At 69.0% G+C, this 23,268-nt stretch carries 23 protein-coding genes and 3 pseudogenes; 8 read left to right on the forward strand and 18 right to left on the reverse strand.

Annotated features, from left to right (window positions below; translation table 11 throughout):
• Positions 1-177: 177 nt before the first annotated feature.
• Together ACWDKQ_RS10265 and ACWDKQ_RS10270 are read right to left on the reverse strand one after the other, a co-directional pair.
• Complete coding sequence (locus ACWDKQ_RS10265; RefSeq protein ID WP_450138435.1) at positions 178-435, reverse strand: hypothetical protein; 258 nt, start codon at positions 433-435, stop codon at positions 178-180.
• 114 nt (positions 436-549) lie between these two features.
• Positions 550-1,353 (reverse strand): crotonase/enoyl-CoA hydratase family protein, encoded by an 804-nt coding sequence (locus ACWDKQ_RS10270; protein WP_450138436.1) that lies wholly within the window; start codon positions 1,351-1,353, stop codon positions 550-552.
• A gap of 159 nt (positions 1,354-1,512) precedes the next feature.
• Between ACWDKQ_RS10270 and ACWDKQ_RS10275 the strand changes: the two genes are divergently transcribed.
• On the forward strand, positions 1,513-3,156 hold the full coding sequence (locus ACWDKQ_RS10275; RefSeq protein ID WP_450138437.1) for an acyl-CoA synthetase: 1,644 nt from the start codon (positions 1,513-1,515) through the stop codon (positions 3,154-3,156).
• Positions 3,157-3,213: 57 nt separating this feature from the next.
• On the opposite strand, the gene ACWDKQ_RS10280 is transcribed toward ACWDKQ_RS10275, so the two are convergent.
• From ACWDKQ_RS10280 to ACWDKQ_RS10315, 8 genes and pseudogenes are all read right to left on the reverse strand, one after another.
• Complete coding sequence (locus ACWDKQ_RS10280; protein WP_450138438.1) at positions 3,214-4,629, reverse strand: DUF2079 domain-containing protein; 1,416 nt, start codon at positions 4,627-4,629, stop codon at positions 3,214-3,216.
• Positions 4,626-4,979 carry a hypothetical protein gene (locus ACWDKQ_RS10285; protein WP_450138439.1) on the reverse strand — a complete coding sequence of 118 codons (354 nt, stop codon included), beginning with the start codon at positions 4,977-4,979 and terminating at the stop codon, positions 4,626-4,628. Before ACWDKQ_RS10285 ends, ACWDKQ_RS10280 begins: the two co-directional genes overlap by 4 nt.
• Positions 4,972-5,217, reverse strand: coding sequence for a sigma factor (locus tag ACWDKQ_RS10290; RefSeq protein WP_450138440.1), 246 nt, complete (start codon positions 5,215-5,217; stop codon positions 4,972-4,974). The genes ACWDKQ_RS10285 and ACWDKQ_RS10290 overlap by 8 nt, the downstream gene beginning before the upstream one ends.
• Before the next feature lie 170 nt (positions 5,218-5,387).
• Positions 5,388-5,816, reverse strand: a complete 429-nt coding sequence (locus tag ACWDKQ_RS10295; protein WP_450138441.1) for a MarR family winged helix-turn-helix transcriptional regulator — start codon at positions 5,814-5,816, stop codon at positions 5,388-5,390.
• 253 nt (positions 5,817-6,069) lie between these two features.
• Positions 6,070-6,351 (reverse strand): annotated as a pseudogene (locus ACWDKQ_RS10300) (AMP-binding protein); the annotation flags it as partial.
• Positions 6,352-6,354: 3 nt separating this feature from the next.
• Positions 6,355-7,035 carry an acyl-CoA dehydrogenase family protein gene (locus ACWDKQ_RS10305; protein ID WP_450138442.1) on the reverse strand — a complete coding sequence of 227 codons (681 nt, stop codon included), beginning with the start codon at positions 7,033-7,035 and terminating at the stop codon, positions 6,355-6,357.
• 116 nt (positions 7,036-7,151) lie between these two features.
• A pseudogene (locus ACWDKQ_RS10310) lies at positions 7,152-7,445 on the reverse strand (acyl-CoA dehydrogenase family protein); the annotation flags it as partial.
• Between the two features lie 92 nt (positions 7,446-7,537).
• A pseudogene (locus ACWDKQ_RS10315) lies at positions 7,538-8,299 on the reverse strand (acyl-CoA dehydrogenase family protein); the annotation flags it as partial.
• A gap of 15 nt (positions 8,300-8,314) precedes the next feature.
• Between ACWDKQ_RS10315 and ACWDKQ_RS10320 the strand changes: the two are divergent.
• Entirely contained in the window at positions 8,315-8,569 is a 255-nt protein-coding gene (locus ACWDKQ_RS10320; RefSeq protein WP_450138470.1) for a hypothetical protein, read from the forward strand.
• Between the two features lie 63 nt (positions 8,570-8,632).
• On the opposite strand, the gene ACWDKQ_RS10325 is transcribed toward ACWDKQ_RS10320, so the two are convergent.
• Complete coding sequence (locus ACWDKQ_RS10325) at positions 8,633-9,055, reverse strand: hypothetical protein (RefSeq protein WP_450138443.1); 423 nt, start codon at positions 9,053-9,055, stop codon at positions 8,633-8,635.
• An 819-nt stretch (positions 9,056-9,874) separates the two neighbouring features.
• On the opposite strand from ACWDKQ_RS10325, the gene dnaK reads away from it, so the two are divergent.
• From dnaK to bla, 3 genes are all read left to right on the forward strand, one after another.
• Positions 9,875-11,719: a molecular chaperone DnaK gene (gene dnaK, locus ACWDKQ_RS10330; RefSeq protein WP_450138444.1), complete on the forward strand. Its 1,845-nt coding sequence runs from the start codon at positions 9,875-9,877 to the stop codon at positions 11,717-11,719.
• Positions 11,720-11,737: 18 nt separating this feature from the next.
• The gene (locus tag ACWDKQ_RS10335) at positions 11,738-11,965 is read left to right on the forward strand and encodes a hypothetical protein (RefSeq protein ID WP_450138445.1); all 228 of its coding nucleotides are present in this window, start codon (positions 11,738-11,740) and stop codon (positions 11,963-11,965) included.
• A gap of 686 nt (positions 11,966-12,651) precedes the next feature.
• Positions 12,652-13,569 carry a class A beta-lactamase gene (bla, locus tag ACWDKQ_RS10340; protein ID WP_450138446.1) on the forward strand — a complete coding sequence of 306 codons (918 nt, stop codon included), beginning with the start codon at positions 12,652-12,654 and terminating at the stop codon, positions 13,567-13,569.
• A 49-nt stretch (positions 13,570-13,618) separates the two neighbouring features.
• Here the strand turns inward: bla and ACWDKQ_RS10345 are convergent, their stop codons facing one another.
• Positions 13,619-13,807 (reverse strand): hypothetical protein, encoded by a 189-nt coding sequence (locus ACWDKQ_RS10345; RefSeq protein ID WP_450138447.1) that lies wholly within the window; start codon positions 13,805-13,807, stop codon positions 13,619-13,621.
• Here ACWDKQ_RS10345 and ACWDKQ_RS10350 point away from each other — a divergent pair.
• Entirely contained in the window at positions 13,797-14,024 is a 228-nt protein-coding gene (locus ACWDKQ_RS10350; protein WP_450138448.1) for an AraC family transcriptional regulator, read from the forward strand. The two genes, ACWDKQ_RS10345 and ACWDKQ_RS10350, sit on opposite strands and share 11 nt — an antisense overlap.
• A gap of 334 nt (positions 14,025-14,358) precedes the next feature.
• Here ACWDKQ_RS10350 and ligD read toward each other — a convergent pair whose 3' ends face one another.
• A complete protein-coding gene (gene ligD / locus ACWDKQ_RS10355; protein ID WP_450138449.1) occupies positions 14,359-15,357 on the reverse strand; it encodes a non-homologous end-joining DNA ligase in 999 nt (332 codons plus the stop codon).
• A gap of 205 nt (positions 15,358-15,562) precedes the next feature.
• Here ligD and ACWDKQ_RS10360 point away from each other — a divergent pair, with 205 nt between their 5' ends.
• Positions 15,563-17,359 (forward strand): alkyl/aryl-sulfatase, encoded by a 1,797-nt coding sequence (locus tag ACWDKQ_RS10360; protein ID WP_450138450.1) that lies wholly within the window; start codon positions 15,563-15,565, stop codon positions 17,357-17,359.
• 12 nt (positions 17,360-17,371) lie between these two features.
• On the opposite strand, the gene ACWDKQ_RS10365 is transcribed toward ACWDKQ_RS10360, so the two are convergent.
• Both ACWDKQ_RS10365 and ACWDKQ_RS10370 read right to left on the reverse strand, forming a co-directional pair.
• On the reverse strand, positions 17,372-18,295 hold the full coding sequence (locus ACWDKQ_RS10365) for a PrsW family intramembrane metalloprotease (RefSeq protein WP_450138451.1): 924 nt from the start codon (positions 18,293-18,295) through the stop codon (positions 17,372-17,374).
• A 107-nt stretch (positions 18,296-18,402) separates the two neighbouring features.
• Positions 18,403-18,909 (reverse strand): DUF1269 domain-containing protein, encoded by a 507-nt coding sequence (locus ACWDKQ_RS10370; RefSeq protein ID WP_450138452.1) that lies wholly within the window; start codon positions 18,907-18,909, stop codon positions 18,403-18,405.
• Positions 18,910-19,399: 490 nt separating this feature from the next.
• On the opposite strand from ACWDKQ_RS10370, the gene ACWDKQ_RS10375 reads away from it, so the two are divergent.
• Positions 19,400-20,482, forward strand: a complete 1,083-nt coding sequence (locus ACWDKQ_RS10375) for an AI-2E family transporter (RefSeq protein ID WP_450138453.1) — start codon at positions 19,400-19,402, stop codon at positions 20,480-20,482.
• A 390-nt stretch (positions 20,483-20,872) separates the two neighbouring features.
• On the opposite strand, the gene ACWDKQ_RS10380 is transcribed toward ACWDKQ_RS10375, so the two are convergent.
• The 3 genes from ACWDKQ_RS10380 to ACWDKQ_RS10390 form a co-directional block, all read right to left on the reverse strand.
• On the reverse strand, positions 20,873-21,550 hold the full coding sequence (locus tag ACWDKQ_RS10380) for an MBL fold metallo-hydrolase (RefSeq protein WP_450138454.1): 678 nt from the start codon (positions 21,548-21,550) through the stop codon (positions 20,873-20,875).
• Between the two features lie 48 nt (positions 21,551-21,598).
• A complete protein-coding gene (locus ACWDKQ_RS10385) occupies positions 21,599-22,093 on the reverse strand; it encodes a DUF7144 family membrane protein (RefSeq protein ID WP_450138455.1) in 495 nt (164 codons plus the stop codon).
• 273 nt (positions 22,094-22,366) lie between these two features.
• The gene (locus ACWDKQ_RS10390) at positions 22,367-23,146 is read right to left on the reverse strand and encodes a maleylpyruvate isomerase family mycothiol-dependent enzyme (protein ID WP_450138456.1); all 780 of its coding nucleotides are present in this window, start codon (positions 23,144-23,146) and stop codon (positions 22,367-22,369) included.
• Positions 23,147-23,268 lie beyond the last annotated feature (122 nt).

Raw genomic sequence — 23,268 nt, forward strand, 5'->3', positions numbered from 1 at the left:
AACGGCCTGTTCGCTTCGGTAGACGACACGAACGGTCCGTTCGCCGGCGTTCATCCGATGTGAGCCCGGGGCTGTTGGTGTGCGGTGAATGGCCTGTTCACCTCCGATAGATGACACGAACGGATGCTCCGTTCGCTTCACGCCCGCACCTTCCCAAACAGCCCCAACACCGCGAAATTAACCAGCAGGGTCGCCAGCTTCGCATTTTCTGCTAACGCATGTTATCCATGCGGTGGTGCTGTGGGGTCGCTCGTGGAATTGGTTTGCCGTACAAATGTTTTCGATCACTGGCCCCGCGAACTTCGCGATCGAAGCCTGCTTCGTCGCCAGGTCTGCGTCGAAGCCGTGGCCGTCGAGCAGCCACGGGACCACGATCGCGTCCGTCACGCCGATTTCGGCCTGTTCGCGGTAGCCGTCCACGCCGAAGCGGTCCACGCACACCGCCTGGATCTCGAACGTCTCGCCGTCTCGCCCGCAGCTCGGTCAGCTGGGACGACTCCCAAACTGCCTCTATAGCGACCAAAAGCGCTCACTAGTCCTGACGCGGTGTCAGTGTCCTCGGAATCGGGGTTTGCGCTTCTCGGCGAAGGCGCGGGGGCCTTCCTTGGCGTCCTCGCTGGAGAAAACTTCCATGCCTAGCCGAGCGTCCACAGTGAACGCTTCGTTCTCCGGCATGCCCTCGGTTTCCCGCATTGTCCGGAGGATCGCCCGCACCGAGATGGGGCCGTTGGCGGCGATCAGATCCGCCAGCTCCAGGGCCTTGTCCAGGTCTTGACCGTCGGGAACGACGTGGCCGATCAGGCCGAGGTCCTTCGCTTCCGGCGCGAAGATGTGCCTGCCGGTCAGCAGGATGTCGGCCGCAACGGTGTAGGGGATCTGGCGCGGCAGCCGGACCGCCGAGCCGCCCAGCGGGTACAGGCCCCACCGGGCCTCCGACACGCCGAACCGCGCGCTCTCGCCCGCCACCCGGATGTCGGTAGCCTGCAGGATCTCCGTGCCGCCCGCCACGGCGGGCCCTTCCACCGCCGCGATCAGCGGTTTCGTGAGCCGGCTGCCTTTGAGCAGGGGCTCGATCACGGACATGTCCATACCGCGCGCGGTGTCGCCGGGGTGGGCCTGCGTCATAGTTTTCAGGTCCGCGCCGGCGCAGAACGCGCCGCCCGCGCCCGTCAGCACGCACGCCCGGATGTGGTCGTCGCGGTCCACCTCGTCCCAGGCCTGCCGCATGATCTCCAGCATCGGCCCGGACAGGGCGTTGCGGACCTCGGGTCGGTTCATCGTCACCACGAGCACCGCGCCGCGCCGTTCGATCAGGCAGTGCGGTTGCTCGACGACCTCTGTTGTCGACGTCATGGAAACCCTTCCACTGGGTGGAGAATTGCTTGCGTCGCGGGGATCTGCGGGAGGAGAACCGGCTTCGCCAGCTGCGCCGCGACGGACCGTCACCGACGAGAATTGTGGTTAGGCTTTCGGGTTCTTGCCGAGGAAGATAACACTTTCTAGTTTCACGGGGTGGCATACAACATCGCAGATCTCTTCGAGCACGCCGTCGATCTGGTCCCCGATCGCGTCGCCGTGGTCTGCGGCGAGCGTCGCCTGACCTTCGCGCAGCTGGACCAGCGGGCCAACCGGCTGGCGCACCACCTCACGGCCCGCGGGCTCGGACCGGGCTCGCACATCGGCGTCTACTCCCGCAACTCCATCGAGGTGCTGGAGACCATGCTGGCGGCCTACAAGGTCCGCGCGGTGTCCATCAACATCAACTTCCGCTACGTGCCGAACGAATTGCGCTACATCTTCGACAACGCCGACCTCGCCGCGCTGGTCCACGAACGCCGCTACAGCGACCACGTGGCCAAGATTCGGCCAGATTTCCCGCAACTGCGCGAGGTTCTCGTCATCGAGGACGGCACCGACGCCGATTGCACCAGGTACGGCGGCGTCGAATACGAGTCGGTCTTGATCGGTAAATCCGCCGAACGGGACTTCCCGAGGCGCAGCGCCGCCGACCTCTACCTGCTTTACACCGGCGGCACCACCGGCATGCCCAAAGGTGTGATGTGGCGCCACGAAGACGTGTGGCGGGTGCTCGGCGGCGGCATCGACTTCATGACCGGCGAACCGATGCGCGACGAGTGGCAGCAGGCCCGCGCCGGTGCCGAAAGCGGTGGCCTGATCATGCTGCCCGCCGCACCGTTCATCCACGGCGCCGCGCAGTGGATGACCTTCGGCAGTCTCTTCGCTTGCGGCACAGTGGTTTTCGTACCGCAGTTCGACGCGCACGAGGTGTGGCGCGCGATCGAGCGGGAGCGGGTCGACATGCTCGCGATCGTGGGCGATGCGATGGCCCGGCCGCTCATCGAGGCCTTCCACGAGGGCGGCTACGACGCCTCGTCGCTGACCGCGATCTCCAGCAGCGCCGCGCTCTTCTCGCCGTCGGTGCAGCGCCAATACCTCGACGCCCTGCCCAACGTGGTTATCACCGACTCGATCGGCTCGTCGGAGACCGGGTTCAGCGGAATCGGCGTCATCGGCCGCGACGACGCGCGGACCGGCGGGCCGAGGGTCAACGCGGACGCCTCCACCACGGTGATCCGGGACGACGGCAGCTTCGCGCCGCCCGGTGAGATCGGGTGGCTGGCGCGCACCGGGCACGTGCCGCTGGGCTACTACAAGGACGAGGAGAAGTCCCGCTCGGTGTTCTGGAAGATCGACGGCAAGCGCTACGTCGCGCCGGGCGACTACGCCCGGATCGAGGACGACGGCACCGTCACGATGCTGGGCCGCGGCTCGGTGTCGATCAACACCGGCGGCGAGAAGGTCTTCCCGGAGGAGGTCGAGGCCGCGCTCAAAGCACACCCGGACGTGTTCGACGCGCTGGTCGTCGGAGTGCCCGACGAGCACCTCGGCCAGCGGGTCGCGGCCGTGGTGCAGCCTCGGGTGGGCTCGACCCCGGGGCTGGCCGACCTCGATGCGCACGTCCGGGAGTGGATCGCCGGCTACAAGGTGCCGCGCAGCCTGTGGCTGGTGGACGAGGTCACCCGCTCGCCCAGCGGAAAACCCGACTACGCCGGGGCGAAGCGCCACACCGAGACGCACGAGCCGACCGAGGCGCGCGAGCCGTCACGGCGCGAGACCGCCACCGAACCAGGCTGAACTTCTTTCCTCCTTTTTCAAGCGCCGAAGGCGCTGACGCCCTGGGTCCTTCCGGCGTCAGGTGGTGCGGACCAGGGCCCAGAATCCCGCGTCCTCCAGCAGGACTTGGTACCTGGTTCCCGGGTTCCACCCGTCCGCTTCGTCGCGCACCTCCGCGGCCGTCTTGTCCGGCTCGTAGATGGCGACGTAGTCCGGGACGATCCCGTCGATGTTGTCGGGCCAGAAGACCCGGCAGCGCCCGGTGAGGTGCGCGATCGTCGAAATGTTGGCGACGACCGTCGCGCCGTCCGGGATTATCGCGAGCACCCTCGACGCGGCCTCGGGGTCCTGCTGGAAGCGGTCGCTGCCGCTCTCGATCTGCTTGCCGATCGGCAGCGTGACGGTCAGTGCCACCGCCGCCGCCAGGACGAGCCCCGGCAGGTGCGACGCGTAGCCCCGCAGCCAGGGCGGGTGAGTCGCGCGCACCCGGGCGATCGCGTCGACCATTGCGAAGGTGAGGATCGGCATCAGCACCGCGTTGTAGTGCCAGTCCGTGCTCCAGTAGTGCTCCTCGAGGGAGGCGAACCGCCAGCCGAGCGTCGGAAGGACGGCCAGCAGCATCGGCGACCGGAGCGCGAGCAGCCCCGTAGTCGGGATCAGCAGCCACAGCGCGGTGCTGAACTTCTCATCCCAGCCTTCCAGCAGCGAAGCGGGCAATCCCACGTCGCCGGAGATCTTGTCCCAGTACCGGTATGCGCCCGTCGGGTTGAACGACGGGATGACCAGCAGGGCGATGCACAACCAGGCGACGACGAACAGCCCGGCGCTCACCACGGCGACCCGGGCGAACCGCTTGTCGTGCTGCCGGGCGAGCCACGCGAGCACGAGCGCGATGGCGGCGGCGGTGAGCGCGAGGTCGTCCTTGACCAGCACCAGCGGTGCGGTCAGGAGGAGGGCGCGCCACCACCGCCGCGACAACGCCGCTTCGAGCGCGAACGCGACGAGCGGCACCGCGAAGCAGATCTCGTGGAAGTCGAAGTCAACGGCCCGTTGCACTCCCCAGGACAAGCCGTAGGCCACGCCGACGGACCGCCCCCTGGTGTCGCCGAGCAACCGCGTTGCGGCTCTGGTCACCGCAACGATCGAGAGCGCGAACAAGGCTGCTTGCGCGACGAGCAGCGTCTGCGCGGAGGGGAACAGGAAGTAGAGCGGCGCGAGCAGCGCCAGCACGGGGCTGAAGTGGTCGCCGAAGATGACGAACCCGGGTCCCAGCAGGTCCGCCACCGGCGTCCGGCCCTCTGCGTAGGACCGCACGACCTGCTCGAAGATCCCCAGGTCGAACGACATGGACGCGTACCCGGCGTAGCGCGCCAGCGAGATCCACGCGTAGCAGGCGAAGAACGCCGCCCACAGCAGGAACAGGACCGCCTGGTTCGACACCGCGCGGCGGTCGGAGCCCGCGGCGGTGATGGGAACGAAGGTGGTCGTACTCATCGGAACTCCGTCGGGGTCAGCGTGTGGGCGGAGGCGGGCGGTTGCCAGGTGGACGAGGGGCCGGAGATCGGGGGCAGGAACGCCGCGGAAGGCGTGCTGAGCTGCGATGAGGACGGACCGGCTGGCACCAGCGGCTGCCGATCGCGGCTGTTCACCGCCACCGAGGGCGAGACGATGATCGCCGCTGCCGCGCCGGCGACGTCCGCTGCCAGTTGCCGCCGTAGCCGCCGTTGGCCGCGCTTGGTGATCTCGTGCGCCGGCAGCGGTGACACGCGTTGCTCGACGTCGGCGGCTGTTTGGCGGAAAACCGCGCGCACCTGGTCGACCGGGACGAGACCGGGATCAGGCACCGCGGTCCTCCGCGCTCGACATTTTGCCCATCCGCGCCGCCATCTGCTGACGGCCACCCGCGCGGCGGACGCGCACCCACGCCTCGGGTGCGCCGTCGCGGAGCAGCGCTTCCGGGTGCTTCCACACCCGTGCGAATGCTTCGGGCACCACGTCCTGGGCTTCTTGGGCGTCACCGGTGACCAGGTACAGCCGTCCGGTCGGCTGCCTGGCCGACAGCGCGTAGAACTCCTCGACCATCAAGGTTTGCGTTACCTCCGTGCGGTATCCGACATGAACCGTGTACTCCGGCTACGACGGTCCGGTTGACGTCGCACTCGAATTTCCCGGTTGGATGTGATCACTGTCAATTTTCGGGTACGCCGCACGACAAGGAGTCCAGATTGGACAGAAAGTTGCGCGACGGCCGCCTAGCGTGGCGTAACGAGGACTTGCAGCAGATCGCGCAGGGTTTCCTGCTGGGCTTCGGTGAGCGGGATCAGCGGGGGCCGGACGCTCAGGTGCTTGAGCACGGTAGCCCGGCTGCGCCGGCCGCTCGGGGTTAGCACGATCTGCTTGGCGCGCCGGTCCGTCGGGTGCGGCTTGCGCTCGATGAGGCCCTGCTGTTCGAGCTTGTCCAGTACGAACGTCGCATTGGAGGCCTCGCAGGACATCCTGGTGGCCAACTCGCGGGCGGTGATCGGCTCGGACAGCTCGCGGAGCGCGACGACCTGCGATGCGGTGAGGCCCAGTTTCTCGGCAACGCGGCGCACGTGGACGTCGAGGGTCTGCGCGAACTGGTGCACCAGCTTGCGTACGTCCCGGTCGATCTGGCTGCCCGCCGACGGATCCCTCACCATGTCCCGAGTCTAGCGGCGATGATTCGAACTGTGGTAGTTCTAGTTCGCATCATTGGAATTCGGACGGTCCGTTCGCGGACGTCCTGCGCACGGCCAACGCGATGGCTCGCTTCAAGCCGGAAGAGGTCGTGGCGGGCTCGGGTTCCTGGCCGGGCCGGCGCGCATCCTTCATCGCCGGTGCCGCCCTGGACGTCGACGGAGGTTACCTGGCCTGATCGGACACCGGGGAGTAGTGGGAGCCCGGGCGTTGCCACAGGCCGAACCAGTCGGCCAGCATCCGGCAGGGGAAGGCAATCTTGCCGTGCGTGCAGCGGACCGCCTTCGGCTCGCCGCTGGTGCCCGAGGTGAACACCAGCACCAGCAGATCCTCGGGCGTCGCCGGAACGGGATTGACGACACGACCGACATGTTCGGCCGGCAGCGTCGACCACGTGTCGATGACCAGCTCCCACGACCCGGCGCGGTCCTCGGACCGCAGCCCGCAGCAGTCGTCGTCGGCGCGGGCCAGCAGGACCTCGGTGACCGTTGGCGTCATCGGTCAGCCCACCAGCACGTCGCCGAGCCGCCCCAACTGCGCAGCCGCGCCGCCGAGGGAGAATTCGTTCCGTTTCGCCGCGACGAAGTACCGGTGCAGCCGGTGGTCGAGATCGATGCCGACGCCGCCGTGCACGTGGACGGCGGTGTGCGCCACCCGGTGCCCGGAGTCGGCGGCCCAGAACTTCGCGGTGGCGACCTCGGCCGCGCACGGCAGCCCCTCGTCGACGCGCCACGCCGCCTGCCACAGCGTCAGCCGCGCGGCCTCGACGTCGATGAACGCGTCCGCCAGCCGCTGCGCGACGGCCTGGAAGCTGCCGATCGGCCGCCCGAACTGGACCCGCTCGCGGGCGTATTCACTGGTCAGCTCCAACGCCCGCTCGACGACGCCCACCTGGTGGGCGCATGCGCCGACGGTCGCCCGCGTGAGCAGCCAGTCAAGCACCGCCGAATCCTCGCCGAGCGCCCGGTCGTCGCCGACCAGCACGCCGTCCAGCGCCAGCCACGCCTCGCTGTCGGCGTCGACGATGCGCTGCCGCTCGATCGACAGCTGCTCGGGCTCGACGAGGAACACCCTCGCTCCGTCCGATGTGGACGCTGGAACCAGCACGAGGTCGGCGAAGGTGCCGGCCGGGACGGTGGTCTTGGTGCCGCCCAGCCGCCGGCCACGCGTTCGGCGCGGCACGCGGGGCGGTCCGGGTCGGGGTTGTTCTCCTCGGCCAGCGCGGCGGTAAGCACCAGCTCGCCCCTCGCCGCCGGGACGGCCCAGTGCCGTTGCTGGTCCGGGTTGCCGAACTGCGCCAGCGCCGCCGCGGCCGTGGTGATCGAGGCGAGGTACGGCACGGGGGCGACCGCGCGCCCCAGCTCGATCAGCACTGAGCACTGCTCCAGCAACCCGAACCCGCCGCCTCCGGCGGTGCTCGGCAGCGCGGCCGACAGCACCTCGGCGCGCGCAAGCCGCGTCCACAGTGCACGGTCGAAGCGGTCCGGCTCTTCTTCGACTTCGCGCAGCCGATCGGCGGTCGCGTGATTGTCGAGGATCTCCCTGGTCAGCACGGCCAGATCGCCTTGGGCCTCGGTGCACGAGAAGTCCATGATTCCTCCGTTGAAGTCCCGTCGTCGACCACTGAGCGCTCTCGGGAGTTAACGATTTCGTGCGAAACCGGCAACTCCGCCGCCGCGGTGGGTCAGCGCTTGGCCGGGGGGAGGCCGAGGCCGACCGCCGCGACGATGTCCCGTTGCACCTCGTTGGCTCCGCCGCCGAAGGTCAGGATCAGCGACGAGCGGTGCATGCGTTCGATCCGGCCGCGTAGCACGGCGCCCGGCGAGCCGCTGCGCACGTATGCGGCGCTCCCGAGCACCTCCATCAGCAGCCGGTAGGCCTCGATGGCGAACTCCGTGCCGTACACCTTGGTCGCGGACGCGGTGGCCGGCGCGGGCTGCTCCTCGACGGTGGCGGCGATCTTCCAGTTGACCAGCTTGAGGAACTCCACCCCGGCGTGCACGCGGGCCAGGTGGCGCCGCACCCATTCCTGGTCCAGGACGCGTCGCCCGTCGGCGAGCCGCGTTTCGCGGGCCCACTCCAGCACCTCGTCCAGCGCCAGCCGCAGCGGGGCCGATGAGGTGAGCGCTACGCGCTCGTGGTTGAGCTGGTTGGTGATCAGCGGCCAGCCCTGGTTCTCGGCACCCACTAGTGCCGACGTCGGCACGCGCAGGTCCTGGTAGTAGGTGGCGCTGGTGGACGGCCCGGCGACGGTGTGCACCGGGGTCCAGGAGAAGCCGGGCGCGGCGGTGGGCACGATCAGGATGCTCAGGCCGCGGTGCTTCTTCGCGTCGCGGTCGGTGCGGCAGGCCAACCACACGTAGTCCGCGTACGAGATGAGGCTGGTCCACATCTTCTGGCCGTTGATCACGTATTCGTCGCCGTCGCGGTCGGCGGTGGTGCGCAGCAGATCGAGAAGGACGTGCCGTTCGAGATTGGCGCGCTCATCGACTGCGGCGCGCTCACCGGCGTCGGTGCGGTGCTCAACACCGCGCAGGTCGAGCCGGGGTCCACTGTGGTCGTCGTTGGCTGCGGCGGCGTCGGGAGCTCGGTGATCCAGGACGCCAGGTTGGCCGGAGCCGCGCAGATCGTCGCGGTCGAACCGGTGACCGAGAACCAGAACCACGCTGTGGAGAAGAAGTTGGCGCCACGCACGCCACCACCCCGGACCACCTGATCGTCCGGGCGTGCTCACCGACGAAGCCCTGAAGGCCGCGATTGGCGGCCAGGCATCTCCCGATCATGGCGGGAGCAGGTAGAGCACGAGATGCATCGCCCAGACGAGAACGAAGACGACGGTGCCGACCGCCGCAGCGGCAAGACGTCGCCGTTTCCGCTGCCCGGCTCGCCGGGTAGCGAGTTGGTGCACGCCGAAGGCCAGGAAGAGGACGATCCCCGCCAACAGGACGACCGTTGCGGCAGGACTGTGCTGCCAACCCCAGGCACCTGCTGCCAGCACGCCGGCGAACAACGCCAGCGCCACCGACGCCAAAAGCGCCTCGGCGAGGAACTCGCCGAAAAGCTCGCCGATTCTTCTCGCGAGTCGCCACCTGCGCCCGTGGTCAGAGCAGTCGCGCCGGTGCTGCCGCAACGCACGCTGGGCCTGCCGAGCGCTACGTGCCCTGTTGGTACGTCCTGCGGGATCAGGCACGGAATGCGACATGCCCATCTCACGCCGCCCTCGGCAACAAGGTTGCCCCACGGCCTGCGCTCGGCCGGCCCGGTTCGCCAGCCACCGCCGAACTCGGCGAGGCGCCGGATGGCTGGCGGGCAGCACCGAACCGGACAGTGCGCAGCGCGCCGGCGGTGACCAGGTCCGGCGACCCGGGCACGGGCAACCGCACCTGCGGCAGGTACTCCGCTGGGAGAGCATCCAGCAGGCGCAGCAGGGCGGCCGGCGGTGGCCGGAGACACCGGCACGTCCGGGAGGCCGATGGCGGACGGTGAGCCGGTCCGGTTCGATGGGGTGAGCCGGTCCGGTCGGATGGGGCGGCGGTCGACGATCCCGCGCTGCGTCGTCTGCGAAGCCGTGATCAGTGTCAACCTGATGGGCACGCCCCGGGCGACAACGTTGTCGTCGCGCCACCGGTACTGCAACGGCCCGCAATGGGTCCAGCCTTCGGGCGGCAGAACGGCCCTCACCACGTGCTCGGTGGTGGCGAGCACGTCGTCCCCAGCGGTGACGGCGACCTTCCGCGACCACTCGGAGGTGCGCGGCGCACGCCTGGCGGCAGGCCTCGCGCAGCGCCACGGGCATCGAAGGATCTCGCACCGCACCGGTCACGGCGAGCACCACGCTGATTCCCGCCGGCCGGGGCACCCAGCCCAACGATGGGTGGCCTCCCCCCACCGCGCAACAGCAGGGATATCCCTCACGTGCCGGTCGGCCCTTGCCCAGGTGGACGCGTTGGTGGGGGCTTCCCATACTGAAGGTGTCGGCCTCGCAGGACTCGCATTGCGGCGGGTCGGAGAGGAGTGCGTGATGGGGCGCGCGGTTGGAATCGACCTGGGAACGACGAACTCGGTGGTGGCCGTGCTGGAAGGCGGCGAACCCACGGTGATCGCCAATTCCGAGGGTTCCCGGACCACGCCGTCGGTGGTGGCCTTCGCCAAGAACGGCGACCTGCTGGTGGGGCAGCCTGCCAAGAACCAGGCGGTCACGAACGTGGACCGCACCATCCGGTCGGTCAAGCGGCACATGGGCACCGACTGGAAGGTCCAGATCGACGACAAGACCTACACAGCGCAGGAGATCAGCGCCCGCGTGCTGATGAAGCTCAAGCGGGACGCCGAGTCCTACCTGGGGGAGGACGTGACCGACGCGGTGGTGACGGTGCCCGCGTACTTCGACGACTCGCAGCGGCAGACGACCAAGGAGGCCGGGCAGATCGCCGGCCTCAACGTGCTGCGGATCATCAACGAACCCACAGCTGCGGCGCTGGCCTACGGCCTGGAGAAGGGCGAGAAGGAGCAGACCATCCTGGTGTTCGACCTCGGTGGCGGCACCTTCGACGTCTCCCTGCTGGAAGTCGGCGAAGGCCTGGTCGAGGTCAAGGCCACCTCGGGGGACACCCACCTCGGTGGTGACGACTGGGACGAGCGGGTCGTCGAGTGGCTGGTGGACAAATTCCGGGCTTCGTCGGGCCTCGACCTGACCAAGGACCGGATGGCCATGCAGCGGATCAAGGAAGCCGCCGAGAAGGCCAAGATCGAGCTGTCCAGCTCTTCGCAGACCAGCATCAACCTGCCGTACATCACCGTCGACGCGGACAAGAACCCGCTGTTCCTGGACGAGACGCTCTCCCGCGCCGAGTTCGAGCGCATCACCTCCGACCTGTTGGAGCGCTGCCGCAAGCCGTTCAACAACGCGATCCGGGACGCCGGGATCAAGGTCGGCGACATCAACCACGTGGTGTTGGTCGGCGGCGCGACGCGGATGCCGGCCGTGACGGACCTGGTCCGCGAGCTCACCGACGGCAAGGAGCCGAACAAGGGCGTCAACCCCGACGAGGTCGTCGCCGTGGGTGCCGCACTGCAGGCCGGAGTGCTGCGCGGTGAGGTCAAGGACGTCCTGCTGCTCGATGTCACGCCACTGTCGCTGGGCATCGAGACCAAGGGCGGCATCATGACCAAGCTCATCGAGCGCAACACCACCATCCCGACCAAGCGCTCCGAGACCTTCACCACCGCCGAGGACAATCAGCCGTCGGTGATGATCCAGGTCTTCCAGGGGGAGCGGGAAATGGCCGCGCACAACAAGAAGCTCGGCATGTTCGAGCTCACCGGTCTTCCGCCGGCGCCGCGCGGCATGCCGCAGATCGAGGTCACCTTCGACATCGACGCCAACGGCATCGTGCACGTCAACGCCAAGGACCTCGGCACTGGTCGGCAGCAGTCCATCAAGATCAGCGGCGGTTCGGCGCTGCCGAAGGACGACATCGACCGGATGGTCAAGGACGCCGAGGCGCACGCCGACGAGGACCGCAAGCGCCGCGAGGAGGCCGAGATCCGCAACCAGGCCGAGACCTTGGTCTACCAGACGGAGAAGGTGCTCACCGACAACGCCGACAAGATCCCGGCCGACACCCGGACGCAGGTGCAGGACGCGATCAAGGACGTCAACGAGGCTCTCAAGGGCGACGACGTCGACAAGATCCGTTCGGCCGTCGACCACCTCGCCGCGAGCTCGCAGGCCATCGGCCAGGCCATCTACGGCCACCAGCAGCAGGCCGCGGCCGACACCAGCGGCGACGACCAGGCGAAGCAGGCGGACGAGGACGTGGTCGACGCCGAGATCATCGATGAGGACGAGAAGAAGAAGGACTGACCTGTCCATCTACAGTGGATGATCAAGGCGAAGGGCTTCTCGGGTGCGGTAGAGGCGGCCTTGGAAGGTGGCTGTGAAGGGAACGGACCGTTCGTCCCGCCCAACGGAGGTGGGCGACCATCGGCGCGGCTGGTGTTCCTGGCGGGCGCGCTGGTCATGGTGCTCGCTTCGAAGTCGGAGATCGCTGCCGCGATAGTGCTCCTCGGTCTGGTGGTCCTGATACCGCTGACCGTCCTGGTCGATTGAAACGTCTGTGGCGAACCTGCTGTCGCTGGCCCTGCTCGTCGATCCGGAAGATCCCGCGTCCGCTGCTGGTGCCCGCCGACCACCCTGCGGCGCGCCGCGAGCAGTCGCTGCGCGCGCTGGCCAGCCTGGCCTGCGCGACCGCGCCGCGCAGCCGCGGGACGGCGGAGTTCGACCTGCTCGTGGACACATTGCGAAGCAAGGGGATGGACCCGGAGTTCCTGCCCGCGGCGGGTGACCGCGACGCGTTGACCGCCGTGGCCGCCGGGCGTGCCTTCGCGCTCACCGCCGACCCGTCGCTGCAAGCGCCCGGTGTGACCCGCGTGCCGACCGCTGGGGATGACCTCGCCTCGCGGGCGCGGGACTGGTTTGGAAGGAGTCCGCGCCACCCGACGATGTGCTCGCGGCGGTCGAGGACGCGCTGCGGCCGGAGCCGTCGAAGTGAACGCGGTCGAACGCCGCATCCGAGAGGTCCTCGCCGACGCCGGTGCCCAAGGATGGGTGCACGGGAAGCCGCTGAGCCCAGCGTCGGAGCGGGCGATCAGCGCCGGCGCGGCGCCCGGCAGCTGGGTCCATATCGATCCGCTATCGCGCGAGAGGACGGCGCGGATTGGCGTTATCGGCCGGGGGCTGCTTCATTGGGCGGCAGGCCGGCTCGTCCGGCAGACCAACCCGAAAGGAATACTTCCTTGCAGCACAACGAAACCCGCGTTGGTCGGCGAGCGCTTCTTGGCGCGTTCCTGACCGGCCCGGTGGTGGCCGCGTGCGGTTCCAGCGGCGTGGCGGCAGCACCCGGCGGCGCGGGGCCCGCCCCGAACGGCAAGTATGCCCCGGTGTTCGCCGACCTGGAGCTCCGCTACGACGCCCGGCTGGGGCTGTTCGCGGTCAACGTCCACACCGGACAGGTTCTGGGGCACCGCTTCGACGAGCGGTTCGCGATGTGCTCGACGTTCAAGACCTACGCGGTTGCCGCCCTCCTGCGCGAACACGGGCTGGGCAGCGGCTACTTCGACAAGATGATCCGATACACCGAGGCCGACCTGGTGGCCGGCTCGCCGATCACGAAGCCGAGTGCGGGCACCGGCATGATGGTTCACGAGCTGTGCGCCGCGGCGATCACCCGCAGCGACAACACGGCGGCCAACCTGCTGCTCGCGGAGCTCGGCGGCCCGGCGACGATCGCCCCGTTCGCGCGCTCGATCGGTGACGGCAGCACCCGCCTGGACCGCTGGGAACCGGACCTCAACACGGCGATCCCCGGCGATGAGCGCGACACCACCACTCCGGCCGGAATCGCCGCGGCCTACCGGGCGCTGGTGGTGGGCGACGCCCTCGGCGGGCTCGAGCGCGACCGGCTGACCGGGTGGCTGTTCGCAAACACCACCGGCGGCAAGCGGATCCGCGCGGGCCTGCCGCCGACCTGGCGCACTGGCGACAAGACCGGCACCGGCGACTACGCCTCGGGCAACGACGTGGCGGTGACCTGGACGGACAAGGGTCACCCGATCGTCATCGCGGTCCTGACCACCCGGCCGAGGAAGGACGACGAGGTGAACAACGGTTTGCACGCCGACACCGCACGCATCGTCGCCGAAGCGCTGGGCTGACCGCGAAGCACCGCGGCTGGCTGCCCGGCCACTGTGGATTCTTCCGGACTCAGGCGGCGGGAAGCGTCGCGGTATGCATCTCGCCAGCGATGCGGGCGCCCTCCTCGGCGCGGGTCCGGTCGGCGATTAGGGCCCGCTCCCTCTCGGCTCGTTCGGCGCGCTCGACCCAGTGGGCCAGCCGCGCCCGGCGACCGGCCATGTAAAGCCCTACGACCACGGGGAACACGGTGAAGAGCACGCTGCGCACCTGGTTCGACGAGCCGGCAGACGACGACCGGATCACGGGATGGGCGTCGGTGTTCCAGGACCGGGCGATCACCGCCGCGCTGACCGCGATGCACGACGAACCGGCTCACCAGTGGACGGTCGAGGAGCTCGGCGCGAGGGTCGGGATGTCGCGGGCGACCTTCTCCCGCCGCTTCACGGCACTGGTTGGCGAGCCGCCGCTGACCTAACTTGTCCCGGTGGCGGATGATCACCGGGGCCCGTCGCTTGCGCGCAACCGACGCGGCGTTGTCGCTGATCGCGAAAGAGGTCGGCTACGCCTCGGAATAGGCGTTCGCCAAGGCCTTCAAGCGGGCCCACGGCACGGCCCCGGGCCACTACCGCCGCCACCAGCTCACCACCGCCGTCGAGTGAGCCCACGGCACGGCCCCGGGCATCGTTAAACCGGTTGATTTCCCGGCGGTGGTTCCGGCGCCGTCCAGGGGATTGCGCGACTCAACCCGTGACGCGGTGCTGATCAACAGGGCTTTCCTGGTGCGCGCGAAGTTGGTGAGGTGACGCCGGTCAGGACTTCTTGGCGCGGCTCGGGGCAACGCGGGGCGGCTCGTTGGGCTGCTTCGGGTACACCGGCGGCCACGGCGCGTCCTGCAGTCCACTGGCCATGTCCCGCTGCGACTGCTCCAGCAGCGACTCGATCGACTGCGGCCGCCGGTCGGCCCACGGGTCGCCGCGCTCCGCGACCCGGCCCGGCACCGTCGCGATGGTGAGTTGGCTGGGCTCGGCCGAGGCGAGTTCGTCCCAGTCCATCGGGGTCGACACCTGCGCCCCCACCCGGGGCCGGACGCACCATGCGCCGAAAACAGTCTTGTGCGGGGCGTTCTGGTTGAAGTCGACGAACACCCGGGAGCCCCGCTCCTCCTTCCACCACTGCGCGGTGATGAGGGCGGGGTGGCGGCGCTCCAGCTCGCGGGCCAACGCCACCGCCGCGGCCCGAACCTCGTAGCTGTTCCAACGCGGTTGCAGCGAAACGTAGATGTGCAGGCCCCGAGATCCGGACGTCTTCACGTGCGCCTCGATGCCCTGCTCGGCGAGCAGTTCCCGGGTGGCCGCGGCGGCCTCCAGCACCTGCGGGTACCGGACGCCGGGGGAGGGGTCGAGGTCGATGCGCAGCTCGTCGGCGATCTCCGGGGTATCGGCGTGGTACGGCCAGACGTGGAATCCCAGGCACCCGAGGTTCACGGCCCAGAGGATGTGCGCCAGGTCGGCGGCGACGAGTGCGTCGCTGGTGGTGCCGTTCGGGGTGGCGACGACGGTGGTCTGCAGCCACGGCGGGGCGGACTTCGGCACCCGCTTCTGGAAGAAGGACTTGCCGCTGGCGCCGTCCGGATACCGCTCCAGCAGCAGCGGCCGACCCTGCAAGGTGCCCAGCAGCGGACCGGCGACGGCCTGGTAGTAGCGGACCAGGTCGAGCTTCGTCTCGCCGCGCTCGCTGAAGAAGACCTTGTCGGGGTGCGATACCGAAACCTCGGTGCCCCCGACGTCCAACGTGACGCCTTCGCTCATCGCCGACCCTCCACCCGTCCGGTCACGCAGCAAGCGTAGGTCGCCGGCGACCCCATCGCAGGCATGTTCGGACGCCCCTGCCTGGTCCACGGCTGCTCGCGCTGTTCGCGATGCGGTCATACCGCCCAGCGGTTGTACTGGAACCCGATGGCCCGGAGCGCGAGTCGGCACTCGGGATCCGCGCGAGATGTTCCAGGAGTGTCCTGTGAGTGAGCCGTCCTTGTCCGATCATGCTGATTTCGACGACGCCGACCGCGGTTTCATCGCCGCGCTAAAGCCCGGCGCGGTGCAGGACGACCGTGGGCGCGGCGTGTGGAACAACGACGCGTACGACTTCCTGTCCGACGGCTGCCCGGCGACGGTCGATCCCAGCCTGTGGCGGCAGTCCCAGCTTTGCGCCAAGCAGGGACTCTACGAGGTCGTTGCGGGGATCTACCAGGTCCGCGGGCTCGACCTGTCGAACATGACCCTGGTCGAAGGCGAGCGCGGGGTGATCGTGATCGACCCGCTGGTGTCGGTCGAGACTGCCGCGGCGGCGCTGGCCCTGTACCGGAAGCACCGCGGGGAGCGCCCGGTCACCGCGGTGATCTACACACACTCCCACGTCGACCACTTCGGCGGTGTCGAAGGCGTGGTGTCCGGCGAGGTGCCGGTCCTGGCACCGGCGGGGTTCATGGCGCACGCCGTGTCGGAGAACGTCTACGCCGGCATCGCGATGGCACGGCGAGGCACCTACCAGTACGGGATTTTGCTGCCGAAGAAGCCGGACGGGCAGGTCGGCACCGGGCTCGGGCAGAACGTGTCGACGGGCCGAGTTTCGCTGATCCCGCCTACAGCGCACATCACTCACACCGGGCAGGAGGAAACACTTGATGGGGTGCGCATTCAGTTCCAGCTCACGCCGGGCACCGAGGCGCCGGCGGAGATGAACTTCTACTTCCCGGAGCACCGCGCGCTGTGCCTCGCGGAGAACGCGACCCACAACATGCACAACGTCCTCACCTTGCGCGGCGCCGAGGTCCGCGACGCCCGGATGTGGTCGCGCTACCTCACGGAGACCATCGCCCGCTACGGCGAGCACACCGACGTGGCGTTCGCCTCCCACCACTGGCCCACCTGGGGCGGAGAACGGGTCCGGCAGTTCCTGACCGAGCAGCGCGACCTCTACGCCTACCTGCACGACCAGACGTTGCGCCTGACCAACCTGGGCTACACGGGCTTGGAGATCGCCGAGCGGATCGAACTCCCCCCGGCGTTGGACAACGCCTGGCACGCGCGCGGCTACTACGGCTCGGTCAGCCACAACGTCAAGGCGGTGTACCAGCGCTACATGGGTTGGTTCGACGGCAATCCGGCCTCGCTCTGGGAGCACCCGCCGACGGAGGCGGCGAAGCGCTACGTCGAGTGCATCGGCGGCGTGGACCGGGTCGTGGAGAAGGCCCGCGAGTACGCATCGGCTGGGGACCTCCGGTTCGCCGCGCAGCTCCTCAATCACGCCGTGTTCGCCGAGCCGGACCACGCCGCCGCCAAGGAGCTGCTTGCGGACACCTACCAGCGGCTCGGGTTCGGCTCGGAGAACGCGACGTGGCGCAACTACTACCTCACCGGGGCGCACGAGCTCCGAAGTGGAATCGTCCCGACGCAGGTCAGCATCTCCGGCGGCATGACCGCGGCGTTGACGGTCGAGCAGATCCTCGATTCGGTGGCGATCCGGGTCGACGGGCCGCGCGCCGCCGACACCCGGCTGGTCATCGACTGGCACGTCACGGACGTCGACGAGCACGTGCGCACGACGCTGTCCAACGGCGCGCTGAGCCAGGAACCCGTCCGGGACGACGAACCAGCCGAACTCGCCCTCACCCTGACGAAGGCCCAGCTGCTCGGGCTGATCGACGGTCAGCAGCCGGAAGGCATCGACTACCGGGGCGACCGCGCCACCCTCGGCCGCTTGGTCGACCTAGTGGACGAACCCGACCCGAATTTCCCGATCGTGACGCCCTGACCCGGTCGAGGACTACTGCCCCGACTCGGGTTGGGCCGTCGCGGGCGGATACGGCTCAATGCCCTGGGACCGGTGGCGCATTGAGCCCAGCCAAGCCAGCCCGAGCACGGACACGACGATCAGCCCGACCCAGTTGATAAGGGTGAAGAGGTGCGTCTGCAAAACGGTCGGCTCGGGCACGTGGCCGAGCTGGAGCAGCAGGTGCTGGCGGGGCGTTTCGGTCAGTGCCATCACCAGCAGCAGGGCGATGCCGTGCATGGAATCCCACAGCGAGTGCAGGACGACGACACCGAGGTAGGCCAGCACCACGCGGCCGGTGATGCGCCATCGGCCGTTGCGGGTGGCCGCGAACAGGGCCCCGCCGAGGATGGCCGTCCAGAGCCCGTGCCCGACCGGGGCGAGGACGCCCCGCAGGATCTCGGTCTCCACCACCTGCCACAGGGAAAGACCGTGGATGGTGATCAGCGCGTTGAAAGCGTAACCGGCGCTTTCGAATGCTGCGAAGCCGAATCCGACGGTGGCGCCGAGCACCAGCCCGTCCCGGAGGGTCCGCTGGGCCATGCCACGCGCGATGTATATCAGCGCCAGTGCCTTGACGAGTTCCTCGATGAGCCCGACGCCGAGGTACATCCACACCGACGGCGCCAGCAGGTAGGTCTCCAGCAGCGACGCGGCCAGCACGCCGAGCACGCCGGCGACGATGAACGCCTCGATGACGCGGCCCGCGGAGAAGTCGGGCGACGGGCGTTGGGTTAGCCAGACGACGAAGGTGACGGGAACCAGGAAGCTGCCCAGGAGCACGACGGTAGGCACCAGGTTCGTGTTCCCGGTCAGGCCGGTCACGACGACGGTCAGCACCCACAGCAGCAAACCGATGCCGAAGATGCGCAACCACGGGCGGTTTCGTTGCTTGGAGCGGACGTGCTGGCCGGTCATTACAGAACCCCCGGAGGGCGCGGAAGTCTCATGTGGACGGAGATCGAGGTGAAAATCCCCGGAGTCCGATCGGCAGCGGGCTCCGGGGTGGCTGTCGCTCGCGCGCCTCAGCCGGCGGGATTCGCCTCGGTTTCCTCGAAGGCGTGGCGCAGCGCCGCTTCCTGCTCGTTGGACAGGTTCGTGTGGATGAGTTCGGCGTGACCGCCCGGGAAGCGCTCTTTGACCCTGTCCAGCACCGCGTTGTCGCTGAGCAGGAACAGCGCCGAGGTACCGGGCACCACCTTGCTCCGCGTCTCGTCGATGAAGTCGTCATCGATGCCCGCATCCGTCAACGAGCCCGCCAACGCCCCGGTCGCGGCCCCGATGGCGGCGCCGAGGATCGGCACGAAGAAGATCAACCCGAACAGCAGGCCCCAGAACATGCCGCCGAGCGCGCCGCCCCCGGTCAGGTCGTGCAGCTGCCGAGTCTTCGGCTTCTTCGCCGACTCCGGCCACGTCACGGTGGCCGCGTCGTGGATGGTGATCAACTGCTCCTTCTGCAGGGCCTGTAGCTTCTGCACCGCTGCCTCGGCGCCTTCCGGACTGTCGAATTTCCAGGCGGTCAAAGTGGCCATCGGTTCTCCTCGGACCTGAGCGATTCCACGCGGAGCTTGGGCGTACCCAGCTCGCCCAGTAGAACCGCCTACTCGCCCCCGTGCCCCCCAACCCAAACCCGAAAGAGTGAAGGCGGTGTGGGCCTTCCGGGCTGGCGACGGCAAGCCGGAGGCCCACGGTCGGCGGCTCTGCTTCGGTGAAGGCGAGTTCGGCGCCGACTGTGACGAACGCCCCCGCGAAGGTGTCGTGGGAAAGGCCCGGCGACCAACATGCCGGTACCCGGCGTCGCGACGACTACCAATGAAGTCAACAGGGTTCAACGCTCACGCGAGCGTTATTACTAGCAGGCCGTCGCGGGAGGCGACGAAATTGTCGCGCCGGCGCGACGTCCTGACCGCGATGAGCTTTCACTCGTTGGTGTTTCCGCGCCGTGCATGATGGCCGGGCAGCGGCTGTACTGCGAAAAGCGTTTGATGCGTCCGCCGGACCTCGGCCGGGGAGGTGGCTGGCATGACCGGTTCCGACGACGGCGAGGTCCCGGCGAGCACCACGAGCGACCGACCGGGGCTCACGCTCCTCGACCACGCGAAGATCGCCTGCGTTTACCTGCTGGTCGGGGTCTTCGCGGTGCTGGCCTTCAACGTTCGCGAGATGCTAGTCCTGATCTTCCTGGGTTTCTTCCTGGCACTCGGTGTGGAACCGGTCGTCGTGTGGCTGCACCGGCACGGTTGGCGGCGCGGGTTGGCGCTGCTGGTGCTGGTCTTGGGGATCGCGCTGGTGGTCGGCGCGCTGGTGCTGCTCGCAGTGGTGCCTGCCGTGGGCCAGCTCGGGCAGCTCGCCGCGCACATCCCGGAATACCTCTCCAGCATCGGCGCGAAGTTCGGTGGCGGCACCGCGCTGCGAAAGCACCTCGACGACCCGAGCGTTCAGGAGCAGCTGAAGAACACCGTCAGCGCCATCTCGAACGTGGTGACGAGCACCCTGGCGGCAGGATTCGCCGCGATCGGAGCATTTCTGGGGGGCATCTTCGCCGCCTGCACCGCAGGGGCGCTGATGGTCTACTTCTCGCTGGCGATGCCCCGGATGGCAGCCGCCGTGCAGCGCGGCGCGGTCGGCCACCCGGGTCGGGCCGAGGCGCTGCACGCCGCGATGGGCCGTGTCGGCGGCTACGTCACCGGGCAAGCCGGGGTCTGCCTGTGCGCTGGGGTCGTGTCGTACCTGTTCTTCCTCATCGCCGGCGTGCCCTACCCGGTGCTGCTGGCACTGGTCGTCGCGGTGCTCGACGCGATACCGCAGGTCGGGGCGACGCTGGCGTCGCTGGTGGGGATTTCCGTCGCCCTGAGCCAAAGCCTCTGGCTGGCGGTGGCGACCCTGATCTTCTTCTGCCTGTACCAGATGGTGGAGAACTACCTGATCGCGCCGCGCATCTTCGCCAAGACGGTGGAGCTGAGCCCTCTCGGCGCGTTCCTCGCGATCCTGCTCGGTGCTGCGCTGGCCGGGGTCCTCGGCGCGCTGACGGCGCTGCCCATCGCGGCTGCCCTGAAGGTCCTGATCCGCCAGTACTGGGCCGAACACCCGGCAAGATCCCCGTGAGCCTTTCGGGGCCGCCACGGCACCCCCCGAAAGGCTCACGGGAGGCGGCTTCAGCCCGCTACCGCCGTCTCGTGGGGTGGCGCTGGCGGATGTCCTGCCGTGTGCGGCGCAGGACCGCCGTGGTCCTGCGCCGGGTGGTCCTGCCCTCGTGCTGGTGGGTTTCGCGGAAGTGCACCACCACGAGATCGGCCGCGTCCGAAGCTACGGTGACCTCGTCGACCTCGATGCCCAGGACCGGTGCCGCGTTCCGCGCGCCGGAGAGAGCCCGAAGAGGTCGCCGACGGTCATCTGCTGGCCATCCGTGGTGATCATGGTGAAGTCGTCGGCGTCCGAGCCCAGCCATTTCGCGCAGCCGGTGCACCCGCTCGACTTAGGTCGTGACGTCAGTTGTCACCAGCCGCGCTCCCGCCACTCGGCGAGCTTGGGGCGTTGCGCGCCCAGCGTCGAGTCGTCGCCGTGTCCGGGATAGAACCAGGTGTCGTCCGGCAGCTCTGCGAAGATCCGGTTTTCCACGTCGTCGATCAGTGACCGGAAGTTCTCCGCGGAGCTCGTCTTGCCGACGCCCCCGGGGAACAGGGAGTCGCCGGTGAACAGGTGCGGGTGTGCGTTCGGGGCGCGGTAAAGCAGGGCGATCGAACCCGGGGTGTGGCCGCGCAGGTGGATCACCGACAGCTGGGATTCGCCGACATCGATGGTGTCGCCGTGCTCGACCAGGCGGTCCGGGGGCACCGGCAGCGCCCCGGCGTCGGCCGGGTGCGCCAGCGTGAAGCACCCCGTCTGGCCGGCGACCGCGCCGAGGGCCTGCCAGTGGTCGGCGTGCTGGTGGGTGGTCACGATGGTGCGCAGCCGCGGGCGCTGCGCGTCATGGCCGAGCAGGTCGGCCAGCCGCTGCGAATCGTTGGCGGCGTCTATCAGCAGCGCGTCACCGGTGCGGCGGCACACCAGCAGGTACGCGTTGTTGTCCATCGGGCCGACCGAGATCTTGGTGATGGTCAGCGCGTCTAGCTCGCGCCGCGCCGGGGCGCCGCCCGGTTCGACGTGTCCGGTGTACTGTCCTTGAGGCTCCACGAGCCGAGCCTAACGCCCCGGCTCGCGGCCCCGACGGATGATCGCCGGTCAGACGGTCGCTTCCCTGTGGGGCACCATCAGGCCGTAGATCACCAGCACGCACAGCGCGATCACCAGCACCGACCAGAGCGGGAACGCGGCGAGGAAGGCCAGGTGTGCGATCGCGCTCAGCGCGGCCAGACCGATGCCGGTCATCCGCGCCCACATCTGCCCGTACAGGCAGCCGACGCCGGCCGCCACCTGCACGATGCCCAGCCCCAGCAAGAACCAGCCCCACGCGTTGAAGTCGAAGACCAGCAACTGAGCTGTTCCGACGAGGTAGTAGGCGGGCCGGAGCAGCGCGGTGACGCCGCCGATGATGTTGAAGACTCCGACGATCGCGATCAGCGAGCCGGCGAACGCCATCCACCCGGACATCGCGCCAGCTGGCGCTGCAGGCGCCATCGCCCACTGCTTCTGCTGCTCAGGTGCTGTGGTCTGCTTGGGTGTTGTCGTCCCCTCGGCCTTCGCCTGGGACTCGGGCCCGGTTTGCGGACTGGACATCGTGCGCCCCCTCAAGTTGCTCTCTGACGTGTCCACCGCCAGAGTCGCGCTTTCGGGGCCTTCGCGCAGCTCGACCGGGTGCTCAGAACGGCAGCGCCGCGGAACCGAGCAGCGCGAGCGTTCACCGTGGACGCAACGGCAGGCCGCGGCGGGCGCCGCCGCTCCGCGCTTTTCCCGCCAGCACGGCCGCAGATCGCCGGTTTTGCCTTTTCAGGCGCCGTGACTGTGCACCCAGGAGCGCTCGCGGTCGGTGAACCGCTGAAACGGCAGTCCTCAGAGCCAGTGCGGGAGGTCCGGGAAGTCGCCGTCCAGCCCGTCCGGGCCGGTGCGGCCCAGCAGCCAGCCGAGCATTGGGCCCGGCTCGCCGCGCACCCGGCTCGGCGGCGAGGTGGTCCCGCGCAGGTCCCAGGTCCGCTGGTGGTCGCCGAAGCCGACCTCCACCGATAGCGCCGGCACGTCTGGCCGACCGCCGAACTGCTGCACCACGTCCTCCAGCAACTGCTCGGCGTCCGGCTGCGGGATGTCGGCGAAATCGACGTCGTGATCGAGGTCGACCAGATGCGCCCAGACCTCCAGCAGGCGCAGGCGCAGCATGTGGTGCGCGGGCATCGGGTCGCCGACCGCGTCGGCGATCTCCGCCGTCCATGCGGAGGCCGGCAGCGCGTTGGCGGCGTGGGCGAAGCGCTCGCAGGACGCCGCCAGGTCCTCCAGCAGCAGCCGTTGGCTGCGCACCGCTCCTTCGGAGATGGCCTTGTCCCGGTCTTCGCCGCTGGCATACATCGCATGCTCGATCCCGGTCCGCGCCCAGATCAGCAGGTTGTGGAAGCCGTCGGCGTTGCGCGCCAGGTGCGTGATGACGTGCGCCCTGCTCCAGCCGGGCAGCAGACTGGGCTGGCGCACGGACAGCTCATCCAGTTCGGCGACGATGTTCAGCAGCCGACTGCTGGCCCGCTCGACGGCTGCCAGTCGGGCGGTGACCTGGTGGGCGAGGTGCGCGGCGGCCGCCGGTTGGGCACTGCTGCGGCCACCGGTCCCGAGGGCGATGTCAGCCATGAGTGAACCTCTGCATGCAGGGGGTGTTTCGTGACCGGTGAAGTGTCGAGCTTAATTGCGCAGGCCACAGCGGCGACAGTGCCCATTCCGGGGGAATTTGCGTATCGTCGGAGGAGCCGCGG

It is taken from the genome of Saccharopolyspora sp. NPDC000995 (assembly GCF_053599315.1).